This is a genomic window from Anaeromicrobium sp., from assembly GCF_025210435.1.
In the GTDB taxonomy this organism is placed as follows: Bacteria; Bacillota; Clostridia; order Peptostreptococcales; family Thermotaleaceae; genus Anaeromicrobium.
Map to the genome: position 1 here is coordinate 1 of NZ_JAOART010000062.1, position 12,074 is coordinate 12,074.

Below are 12,074 nucleotides of genomic sequence, written 5' to 3' on the forward strand. Positions count from 1 at the left end.
AAATCTTTGGAACCCTGGAACGTCACAACATCCTATGCTACTCCAACATGACACGTGAACCTATATACGAAGATTCACACTTTCGCTTGTGACAAGGACTTGGGTGGAAAAGATTTTCAATATATTTTCCTGAAATAGGCTCACATAAAGCAAGTTTATAAACCATAAATCTATATACAAAAGCTACAATAAAAAAATGATCAGGGGGTTTATAAGTATATTTTATGAAAATAAATGTAGAAGAAGGCTTTGAAACCTTTACCAAAGAGATTGAAAATAAATTCCTTCAAGTGAAAGGAACCATACCAAAATGGCTTTCAGGTACTTTAGTTCGCAATGGCCCATCAAAATTTCATGTGGAAAAAGAAAAGTATAACCACCTATTTGATGGTTTAGCCATGCTTCATAAATTCTCCTTTGAAAATAAAAAAATTTCATACACTAATAAATTTCTACGGGGCCATTCCTTTGAAAGTTCATTAAAAAAAGGAAAAATTGTATATGCTGAATTTGCTACTATTCCTAAATTTCCCTTAGGCCATAGGATATTTTTAAATGCCACTAGGCATTTCACAGATAATGCCAGTGTTAATGTTACAAAAATAGGAAAAAGCCATATTGCCATGACAGAGACTCCTCCTCGCCTTGAATTTGATCTTCATACTTTAGACACATTAGGGCCATTTCACTATGATGATAAGATAAGGGGACATTTGACAACAGCTCACCCTAAATTTGACTACCACAATAACCAACTAATTAATTATATAACTAATTTTTCCATGAAAAGTACCTATAATATCTACACAATTAAAGGTGGTTCTATTAAAAGGAATATACTTTCATCTATTCCCGTAAAAAGGCCAGCTTATATGCATAGTTTTGGTATGACCAAAAACTATATTATTCTAAGTGAGTTTCCACTTTTTATAGACCCCTTTAGATTATTCCTAACTGGTACTCCCTTTATAGATAATCTATTTTGGAAGCCAGAACATGGTACAACCTTTCTTCTAATAGATAAAAATAGTGGTAAACTGGTTGGTAATTTCAAGACAGAACCTTTTTTTGCCTTTCACCATGTGAATGCCTTTGAAGAGAAGGGAAATATTATCCTTGATATGATTTCATATGAAGACCCATCCATTATTAAATCCATGTATCTAGATAAATTACGTGGAGGTAATTTTTCAATTCCAATTCCACAAATGAAACGATATTGCCTAGATTTAAATAACAATAGAATCACAAGTCATGTCCTATTAAAAAATTCCCTTGAGTTTCCTAGGATAAACTACAGAAATTATAGTACTAAAAGTTACAACTACATATATGGTGTAAATCCTCATAATTCTAATGGCTTTCCCCTTAGATTAGTTAAGTTTTCTATTAATAGTAGTTCATGTAAATACTGGTACAAAGAAAATAATCTTCCTGGCGAACCTGTATTTGTTCCAAGGCCAGGTTCTTCTAAAGAAGATGATGGAATTATCTTTTCTTTAGTCCTTGATACAATAAAACAGCATAGCTATTTACTGATCCTTGATGGAATTTCCTTTTGTGAAATTGCCAGAGCATATGTCCCATATGCTATTCCCCTTGGTACCCATGGTGAATATTTTCAATAAAAAATAGAGCACCTGGATATACATTCAGGTGCTTTTCATTTCCATGTTCATAATATAGGCCTACCCACACCCCTTTCCATTAAAAGTTTGGTTACATCCTAAAGGTTATGGTCAATATTATTAGTGTAGCTACCCCTTTTTCTAGGCATTCTAAACTCTCCACTTTTGTATTTTGTATCATAGGGTATTACAACATCCTGTTCATCATAATTTTCAATATTGTAATTACTTATTATACATCCTGACTCTTTGCTAATTCTTATATAGTTTTTCCTATTATGATCCATTATTTTCTCTCCTCCCATAACTTTTTCCACCCTTGATGGAGTATATTAATATTATTAGCCACGCCTGGATCATGATGTCTCTGTATTACTCCTTCAAAAGTATATCCATCCGTTCTACTTAAGCTATCTATTATTCCGCAGCACACTGCAAATCTTCCATTCATGTCTGCATTTTCTTCTGGTATAAAGGTTTTTTCTAAAAGTAGTTCACTTTCATAACTCTTGTATAAATTCCAAATAATGCTTTCTAATTCGCCGCTACTGAAAGTTACTGGAAGTTTTATATCTTCTTTAGCTTCCCTTCTAGTTATCATATAACTGTGGGAAAATAATTGTTGAGTAAGATTATCTATAATTTTGTTGATTTTTTCTTCTTCATTTTCATCCATGTGAAGTAAAAGAAGCTTTTTTGCAACTGATCTGATTAATGAATATGTCCTATGAATAGTACCTATTGCTAAAGGATGAACAGAATCTATGAGATGAGAGAATACTCTAGTTAAACACTCTTCGCTTCTCACGGGGATTATTTCTTTGGCCACTGTAATAAAAGAGTATACATCCTCAACACTTATAGGTATTTTGGCTGAAGGGTTATTAGGATCCTGAGGATTAAATACACTAGTAACATTTGGGTCAATAGGGCTTAGTTCTGCCATTTTTGTCATCACTATTTCAGAAGCACCTAATGCCACTAGAGTTCCTGCACTATATGATTTAAAGGGTATTAAAACTGAAAAATTATTTGTATATTCATATAATAGTTGAACCAACCTTAAGGCCGTCAATACATCGCCACCTTTTGAAAATAGGACTAAATCAATTTTATCTGAATTACCTATTCTTTCTAGGTGTTCATGAAATATTGGAATAATATCTGGTGCTATTCTCGTACTCACATTATTTCTATCTCCACTTATATAACAAATTACATTAGACTTTCTTATGCGGGATATTTCTTTTAGATACTCTTTTTTCTCCTGAAAATCCATAATTAGAGACATTCCTTTCCTTAGGTATTTGTATGAATAAGCTACAAAATGTACAATGATTATCTTATCCATAACTTCATATAGGTTGAATTCATAATTGACTAATAATAGTTAAGGATAAAATACAAAAAAAATTAGAAACTCATTTTACAATCTCTTTACTATTTATAGAATAGAAATATTATTTGAACTTACAATATTAAATATTCTTATTAAAAAAAATATATTTTCTTATAATGGGATGAATAAATATGACCCTCTAAGCTGATAATAGTTTTGGATGTTAATTAAGAAAAAAGAAATTAAATTTAAGGAGGCATTTTTATGTTAAATGCAAATCAACCACAATTAAGAGCAGCTTCAAATCAATTACGTTTCACTCCTGTATCAAGAACTTTTTCTAATATTGGTACTACTGTATCTTATAGCTTGATCCCTAGTACAAATGTAAACCCTATGGATAATTACGGATTAAACAGTATAACTGCTCAAAATCTAAACCAAATGCATTCAGGACAATTTGAAAGCAATATTAACTCTAATTATAATTTCATGGGACAAGGACAACTTAATCCAATTGTTTCAGCAAGTAATTATAATCAAGTTTTAAGTGGATCATGGCCTCATTCAAATACTTGTCTTGCTGGAAGCAGAATGATTCAACCTGGTATAGATATTTCTGAAACTTCAAGTGATGTAGTTGTTACTGCAAGTGTTTCTAATCTTGGAATAAACAATATTAACTTAAATGTAACTGAAAATTCTGTTACAATTTCTGGTACTGCATGGGCAGGCAATGAAAGTGTTGTATTAAATAGAACTGTTGCCCTTCCAACAAGCATTAGAGCAGAATCTATCGATGCTAACTATGAAAGTGGCGTTGTTGAAATAAGATGCCCAAAAGCTGAAAAATTCACAAGACAAAGAGCAACTATAAGTACAGATCCAATCCATCAATCAATGCATCAACCAATGCAAACAAAGTAGTCTAGAAAAGAATGAAAACAAAACCGCCATACTCTAGTGAATCACTAGAGTATGGCGGTTTTTCTTGTCTTTTGCCTTTTTTATTAGTTTAATGTATAGATTCCTAATTTCTAAGGCCTTAAATAGACATATTATTTATTAGCTATTTTTTCTCATAGCCTTTATTCTATCATTTTCATTTAATATTTTCTTTCTAAGTCTTATTGAATCTGGAGTAATTTCTACTAGTTCATCCTCTTCAATAAATTCTAATGCTTCCTCTAAAGTAAATTCTTTAGCTTTAACTAATTTTATAGCATCGTCAGAACCAGAAGCACGTACGTTAGTTTGCTTTTTATTTTTACAAGGATTTACTACCATATCATCCTTTCTACTGTTCATTCCCACAATCATACCTTCGTATACATCTACAGCAGGATTTACAAAAATAGTTGCCCTATCACTTAAATTATATAATGCATAAGACATGGTAGCTCCCTTTACTTGAGATACTAATACACCATTAGTTCTACCTGGAATTTCCCCTTTGTAAGGCTCATATTTTTCGAAAGACCTTACTATAGTTCCTTCTCCACGAGTATCATTTATGAACTGACTTCTGTATCCAAGTAATCCTCTTGTTGGTACTAGGAATTCAATTCTAGTATATCCGTTATCCGTTTCCATAAATTCAAGCATACCTTTTCTAGTATTTAATCTTGATATTACAGTTCCAGAATAATCATCAGGCACATTTATAATTACCCTCTCAATAGGCTCATTTAATTGTCCATCTATTCTTTGCATTAATACTTCTGGCTTAGATACGGATACTTCGTATCCTTCTCTTCTCATATTTTCAAGTAATATGGATAAGTGAAGTTCTCCACGACCAGATACTTTGTATCCATCTTGACTTTCTAACATTTCTACTCTAAGACCTACATTTACTTCTAATTCTTTTTCTAGTCTTGCCTTAATATGTCTTGTAGTAACATACTTTCCACTCTTACCAGCAAAAGGTGAATCATTTACTATGAAGTTCATAGCTAGGGTAGGTTCCTGTATTTCTATCATTTCCATTGGCTTTGGCTTATCCTTATCGCAGATAGTCTCACCTATGGATATATCACTGATTCCAGCAATAACTACCATATCTCCACTCTTAGCTTCCTTCTTCTCTACTCTATTTAAACCTTCGTATACGAATAATTTAGCTATTCTTCCATTTACTACACTTCCATCACGCTTACAAACGGATAGAGTAGCTCCAGATTTTATAGTACCACTAGTTACCCTACCAATTCCTAGTCTTCCTATATAATCATCATAAGCTAGAGAACAAATCTGTAATTGAAGATCATCATCGTCCCTATCTTCATAAATATCCACATGCTCTTCTAAAAGATCAAATAATGGACTTAAATCATTACTTTCATCTTCCATTTCCCTTTTAGCTATTCCCTCTTTAGCTATTCCATAAACGATTGGGAAATCTAATTGCTCTTCATTTGCATCTAATTCTGCAAATAAATCAAAAGTCATATCCACAACTTCCTCTGCCCTTTGATCCTTCTTATCAATCTTATTTATGAATAGGATTGGTTTAAGACCTCTTTCTAATGCCTTTTTTAATACAAATCTAGTTTGAGGCATTGGTCCTTCACTAGAATCTACTAATAATATTGCCGTATCTACTGTCTTTATAATACGCTCAACTTCTGATGAGAAATCAGCATGTCCTGGTGTATCTACTATATTTATCTTAATGTCATTATGCTCTATTGCACAGTTTTTTGAATAGATTGTAATTCCACGTTCTCTCTCAATGTCATTACTATCCATAATACAGTCTACTACTTCTTCATTTGCTCTAAACACTCCACTTTGGCTAAGTAATGCATCTACTAAAGTAGATTTTCCTGCATCAACATGGGCCATTACTGCTATATTCATTATTTTCTTTTTAGCCATATTAAATCAATCGTCCCTTCTTTGTTATCAACCTTATAAATATAACATTTTATTGAACATATAACAACCTTAAATAAAAATAAGGCATATGAAAAAATAAACTAGTCAATTTCCTGAGGAATTTAGATTATTTTCAAGGCATGGTGAGCGAGCATATTGAACATATGCAAGCGATTCCATAACGAAGAAAATAATTAAAATAACCAGTGAAATGACTAATTTATTTTTTGAATATGCCTAAACAAAGGATATGAATTTATCATATCCTTTATAACTTCATCATATTCCTTTTAGGAAATATACCAAATAAACCACCTGTGTGGATAAATAATATATTTTTGTGTTCCCTCAAATTTCCTTCTTTTATTTCCTTAGCAAGTCCATACATGGCCTTTCCCGTGTAAACAGGGTCTAGTATTACCCCCTCTAGCCTTGCTAGATACTTTATAAACTCCAATTCTTCATCCTGGCTAATGGCATATCCAAGGCCTGGATATCCATCTATAATGTTTATATCATCTTCACTAATATCTATTTGTTCTTCCACATACTCTAAGCTTTCATCTATAATTTCCTTAATCACTTTTTTAAAGTGGTAGGCATTGTCACATATGTTTATACCATATACTTTAGAATCCCTATTTTTATATTTATTATATAACAGTAATCCTCCATAGGTACCACCAGAACCTACCGCCACAACTACTGCATCAAAATCTATTCCCAATTCCTTTTCTTGATCTTCAATTTCCTTCATACAATTAAAATATCCAAAGTTTCCTATCCCATTAGAAGCACCCATGGGAATTATGTATGGTTTATATCCATTATTCTCTAGATTCTTTTTTAAGCTATTAATTATTTCTTCCCTATCATATTGATATTCTTCTTTACTTATGAACTTAATTTTAGCTCCCAATAATTTATCTAAGAAATAATTACCATCTAAATCCTCACCTTCACTTCCCTTTAGTACTAAATAACACTTAAGGCCTAGCTTTGCAGCCACTGCTGCTGTGGCCCTACAATGATTAGACTGAACACCACCACAGGTAATTAGGGTATCACATCCCCTATCTATGGCCTCTTTAACTGCAAATTCAAGTTTTCTCACCTTATTACCAGATACTTCAATACCCGTTTGGTCATCCCTTTTTATATATATATTAGGTCCACCTAATACTTTTGATAATCTTTCTAAGGGTTCTATCCTAGTTGGAAAATTTCCTAAACTTAACTTTTCTGGTATGTTCATACCTATTCCCCCTTTTATAATTGATTATATCCCCCCTAGTTAATATTCTATTTATCCTTACAGTTTCCTTTATAAAATGACACAAAAATAAGACAGCCCTATGACTGCCTTACACTAACTACTATTTTAACTTCATTCCACCTTCAATAAACTCTATCTTATTCTCCTTCAAAAGCTTTCCTACAGCTCTTTTAAATGCCTTTTTACTCATCATTAGCTCATCCTTAATATGCTCTGGATCACTTTTATCATGTAGATATAAGGTTCCACCATATTCCTTTAATCTTTCTAATATGATATCTGCATCCGTTCCCATTTGCTTAAATGCTAACTTTTTAAGACTTAGTCTAATCTTTCCGTCTTTTCTAGTTTCCACTACCCTACCATTTATTTCATTACCACATCTAAAGTCTCCATATAAATCTTGACCTAATATGATTCCGTGATATTTCCTATCTATGGCAACTAAGGCTCTCTCCCTTGTTACCTCATAGATAATTCCATCTACCTTTTCTCCTGGATTAAAAGGACCTTCTAACTCTAGAAAATCACCTATATGCATGGTGGCAGAAAGTCTATCACTTTTGTCTATATATAAACTAACCAAATACTTTCTTCCCTTTATAACCTTGTTAGTCATCTCTTTAAATGGCAAGAACAAATCCTTTTCAAGGCCCCAATCTAGGAAAGCTCCAATTTTAGAAGTATCAACCACCTCTAAATATTCCATCTGCCCTAGTGTAAGCTTTGGACGATTAGTTGTACAAATTATTCTATCCTTTGAATCTCTGTATACAAATACTTCTATCTCATCACCAATTTCAGTTCCCTCTGGAATCTGCTTTGTAGGAAGAAGTACTCCCGTATCATCTAGTTCATCTTTAGCATTTAAATACATACCAACAGATGTATCCCTTAGTACCTCTAACTTTTGTATTTTACCTAACTCTATCATAAATGTCTCCTTTTTATTCTTAAATTTCTACTCATTATAACATGGAAATTTTTTTTAATAAAGGGTTTATATAGTAAACCATATACTGCTAACCTTAAATCTATACTATTTTAAAGTTTTTCCATTCATAGGGGATCATATTCTGATACTTACTAGTTAAAAATCTGTCATCCATTAAAAGTAAAAATCCCTTGTCCCTTTCAGTACGAATGAGCCTTCCTCCAGCTTGCAAAACCTTATTCATTCCTGGATATACATAGGAATAATCATATCCCCATTTATTATTTTCATCATAATATTCCTTAATAATATTCCTTTCAAAACAAACTTGCGGAAGTCCCACTCCTACGATTATGACCCCTTCTAGTTTTTCTCCCCTTAAATCTATACCCTCAGAAAAGATTCCTCCTAATACGGCAAAACCTATGACCCTTTCATCCTTACTAAATTCCTCTAAAAACTCTTCCCTTTCCTCTTCACTCATGTGATTGTCCTGAACTATAATATTCATATGACCATGCTTTTCTATGAAAATCTCATAGATCCTATACATATAACTATAGGACGGAAAAAATATTAGGGTATTTCCAGTTTCATTATTTATGGTATCACTTATAGTATTTACTATTTTTTCATAAGTATTTTCCCTATCCTTATATCTTGTGGAAACTCTATTTATGTATACCTTTATATTATCCCTATTAAAGGGTGATGGCAACATTACATTATAATCTTCCTCATCTGAACCCAGTACTTCCCTATAATATTTCATGGGAGATAATGTGGCTGAAAAAAATATGGTGGCCCTATTATTTTTAGTGATTTCCCTTAACAAATGGGATGGATCTAGGCAAAATAACTTCAAAGTAACTTCACTTTTATTTTTCTCCACATAGGTTATATATCTTTCATCGTATAACTTTAGTATTCTCACAAAGGAGTTACAATTAAAATATAAGTCTAATGCTTCCTTATAATCTTCATCTCCCTTGTTATCCATAAGCCACTTTTCAGCTTTACTTATAAATCCATTTAAAAATCTATTAATATCCTTTGGTTTCTCCTTTTTAGTAAAGGATTTTTCATCCCTTTCCTTTCTCAAATCTATCATATAGGAATTTATTTTATTCAAATGTCTATGTATATCCTTGTCCTTGTTTTTAAACTTTCTCTTTAAATTTAAAAACTCCGATTTATTTAAAGAGGCAGAAAACATTTCTCTAGATCTATCCACCAGATTATGGGCCTCGTCTATTAAAACTCCATAGGAGTTTTTATTTTCTTCATTTAATCTCTTTAAGGATGCCCTAGGATCAAAAAAATAATTATAGTCACAGATTACTATGGGACATAATAGTGATAAATCTAGTGAAAATTCAAAGGGACAAACCCCATGTTTCTCACTATATTTTTCTATAGTTTCCCTGTCCATCATATTTTCATTTTCAAATATATCTATGATAGCCCTATTTAACTTATTATAGTATCCATCTGCATAGGGACAGTGTTCCTTATTACAATTCACTTCATCCATAAAGCAAATTTTTTCCTTAGCCGTAATAGTTACACTTTTGCAAATTAGGCCCTTACTTAATAATATATTTAAGGTTTCCTCTGCCACCTTTTTAGTTATGGTCTTAGCAGTTAAATATATAATCTTTTCTATCTTATTTTCACCTAATGCCTTTATGGCTGGGAATAATGTGGATATGGTTTTCCCCGTTCCCGTGGGAGCCTTTGCAAATATTCTTTTTTCATTTCTTATGGTCTTATAAATACTAACGGCTAGTTCCCTTTGACCCTTCCTATAGGATGGGAATGGAAATTCTAAATCCTTAATGGTATTTTCCCTCTTTTCTTCCATATCCATCCTAAGATCTGCATATATTTTATATTCTTCTAGTAGATAATAAATAAACTCTTCTAATTCATCTATAGTAAATTCCTTTATGAATCTCTTTTCCTCTTGTGTATTTATATTCATATAGGTTAATTGAACCTTTATATTTTCAATATTATTTTCCTTAGCATACATATAAGCATAAACTTTTCCCTGTCCCCAATATACCTCATTGTGATCTTCTTGTATATACTCAAGATCTCTCCTTGTGGACTTTATCTCATCTATAATAATTACATCTTCCTTGATTATTCCATCACAGCGTCCTTCTATCTTAAAAAAGGAATCCTTATAAGATATATCCATCTTTAAAGATACTTCACTTTCATAATTATCCCCTTGCTCACTCTGAATCTTTTGATGGGCACGAACTCCATCTAAAAGGACGCTCGTTCCAACAAAGGTAGAATCTATACTACCTCGTCTTAATACATATTCAACTAATCCCCTTACGGATATCTTTATAAAATTACCCATTTTATCACCTTTTCACTGGCACACCTTATATTTTTTGATACTTGTACCTCAATGAAATTATATCATATATATTTTTTTCACATTATCCTTCCATGGGATAGGGCATTTTTCCCCTTTTCCTTTGACATATAAAGTCCCTTATCAGCTATTTCAATGAGTTCATCCCCTGTTTTTCCATCATTGGGATAAGAAGCAATTCCTATGGATACAGTAAACCTTGGTATACTATCACAGCTTACATTATCCCTTAGTCTTTCTGCCACATGGATGGCACCCTTGTGGGATATGTCTGGTAGCACTATTATAAACTCATCTCCCCCATATCTACCTAGTGAATCTACATCCCTTATACTTCTCTTACTAATTTGTGCGAGATTTTTAATGGCCTTATCTCCTGTTATATGGCCATATACATCATTTATTTTTTTAAAGTTGTCTATATCATACATTAAAACAGAAAACCTTTTTCTCGATTTAATGGATTTTTCAATAATGTCTAATATGGTTCTCTTATTATAGGCCTGGGTAAGTTCGTCCCTCTGAGCCAGGTTTAATAATCTTTCATTTTTAAGTTTCATATAAAATAATTGCTTTTCAAATTCTAACTTACTAAATTTGTTATACAATCCTTTTTCCTTCTCTATGATTTTCTCTTTATTTCTACTTGTAAAATTAACTTTTTTGAAAAAATAAATATACAAATGAAAATATGCCATACACTTAAATACAGTTGATATATATGAAATAATTCTTATACTTTCAAATATTATTAAAATTTCACTTATTAATAAATTTAGTAGAGCCTGTGAAAAGATTTTCTCATCTTTATTTGCAAGAAGAATATTAAAGGAAATTATAGCAATTATAAAAATTCTTTTCATTATACTGGATATATTAAAAAATCCTATTAATTGAATTCTGTATAATATAATTCCTAATAAGATCGCTCCTATCAATATAATTCCTTGTGCAACTGTATAGGTATTTTTACGAAATTTATAAATTAGTGACATACTAATGGAGATCATTAACACAACTTCAGCCATGTATACTATTTGAGAAAAATAAATCTTTTCATTAAATACAAATGGAATAGAGCATAATAGAAATGGTATAAAGAACATAGTTCCCCTGACCCTAATGTTTGTATTCAGTTTTTCACAAGTTATTGTGAAGAAAAAAATCAAAAAAGAAAAACATATAATTATTAGAAATATGATTTTATCCATAGTATAAAAAAATTCCAATCCTCCTTCTGTTCTTATGTAGTATCAGATCTTTTCATACGTATATATTTCTACATAATTATACAAATTTCCTTTTTTTTCGTCATAGCTAACATGTTAAAAAAGGATTTTCCCCAAGAATGTAGAATTTAATCATGTAGTTTCTTTAATAACATATTTAGATTTAATTAATTTCTTATTTTACATGGGGAGGTTAGCAACTGTTAAGTAGAATCTATAAAAATCTATAAAAATGTATTGAATAATATTATATTATTTGTTATCATTATATAGAGGTGATAATTAATGAAGTATTATTCAATAGGTCAGTTTGCTAAAGAAATAGGCAAAACTCCTCAAACATTAAGAGATTGGCATAAAAAAGGCTCATTCATTCCACAACATGTAACTGAT

At 31.4% G+C, this 12,074-nt stretch carries 10 protein-coding genes; 3 read left to right on the plus strand and 7 right to left on the minus strand.

Going from position 1 to position 12,074, the window contains the following annotated elements; translation table 11 throughout:
- Window positions 1-224: 224 nt before the first annotated feature.
- Window positions 225-1,628 carry a carotenoid oxygenase family protein gene (locus N4A57_RS07350; protein ID WP_293657209.1) on the plus strand — a complete coding sequence of 468 codons (1,404 nt, stop codon included), beginning with the start codon at window positions 225-227 and terminating at the stop codon, window positions 1,626-1,628.
- Between the two features lie 98 nt (window positions 1,629-1,726).
- Here N4A57_RS07350 and N4A57_RS07355 read toward each other — a convergent pair whose 3' ends face one another.
- Together N4A57_RS07355 and N4A57_RS07360 are read right to left on the minus strand one after the other, a co-directional pair.
- On the minus strand, window positions 1,727-1,915 hold the full coding sequence (locus N4A57_RS07355; RefSeq protein WP_293657211.1) for a hypothetical protein: 189 nt from the start codon (window positions 1,913-1,915) through the stop codon (window positions 1,727-1,729).
- On the minus strand, window positions 1,915-2,979 hold the full coding sequence (locus N4A57_RS07360) for an SDH family Clp fold serine proteinase (protein WP_293657213.1): 1,065 nt from the start codon (window positions 2,977-2,979) through the stop codon (window positions 1,915-1,917). Before N4A57_RS07360 ends, N4A57_RS07355 begins: the two co-directional genes overlap by 1 nt.
- A gap of 252 nt (window positions 2,980-3,231) precedes the next feature.
- Between N4A57_RS07360 and N4A57_RS07365 the strand changes: the two genes are divergently transcribed.
- The gene (locus tag N4A57_RS07365; protein WP_293657214.1) at window positions 3,232-3,894 is read left to right on the plus strand and encodes an Hsp20/alpha crystallin family protein; all 663 of its coding nucleotides are present in this window, start codon (window positions 3,232-3,234) and stop codon (window positions 3,892-3,894) included.
- 138 nt (window positions 3,895-4,032) lie between these two features.
- Here the strand turns inward: N4A57_RS07365 and typA are convergent, their stop codons facing one another.
- The 5 genes from typA to N4A57_RS07390 all read right to left on the minus strand — a co-directional run bounded on the left by typA (window position 4,033) and on the right by N4A57_RS07390 (window position 11,315).
- The gene (gene typA, locus N4A57_RS07370) at window positions 4,033-5,847 is read right to left on the minus strand and encodes a translational GTPase TypA (protein WP_293657216.1); all 1,815 of its coding nucleotides are present in this window, start codon (window positions 5,845-5,847) and stop codon (window positions 4,033-4,035) included.
- A 268-nt stretch (window positions 5,848-6,115) separates the two neighbouring features.
- The gene (locus N4A57_RS07375) at window positions 6,116-7,102 is read right to left on the minus strand and encodes a D-cysteine desulfhydrase family protein (protein ID WP_293657218.1); all 987 of its coding nucleotides are present in this window, start codon (window positions 7,100-7,102) and stop codon (window positions 6,116-6,118) included.
- Window positions 7,103-7,223: 121 nt separating this feature from the next.
- Window positions 7,224-8,057: a CvfB family protein gene (locus N4A57_RS07380; protein WP_293657220.1), complete on the minus strand. Its 834-nt coding sequence runs from the start codon at window positions 8,055-8,057 to the stop codon at window positions 7,224-7,226.
- A gap of 100 nt (window positions 8,058-8,157) precedes the next feature.
- Entirely contained in the window at window positions 8,158-10,434 is a 2,277-nt protein-coding gene (locus N4A57_RS07385; protein ID WP_293657222.1) for an ATP-dependent DNA helicase, read from the minus strand.
- 77 nt (window positions 10,435-10,511) lie between these two features.
- On the minus strand, window positions 10,512-11,315 hold the full coding sequence (locus N4A57_RS07390; protein ID WP_293657223.1) for a GGDEF domain-containing protein: 804 nt from the start codon (window positions 11,313-11,315) through the stop codon (window positions 10,512-10,514).
- 651 nt (window positions 11,316-11,966) lie between these two features.
- Here N4A57_RS07390 and N4A57_RS07395 point away from each other — a divergent pair.
- Window positions 11,967-12,074: MerR family transcriptional regulator (locus N4A57_RS07395; protein ID WP_293657225.1), on the plus strand; the 108-nt coding region annotated here is incomplete at its 3' end.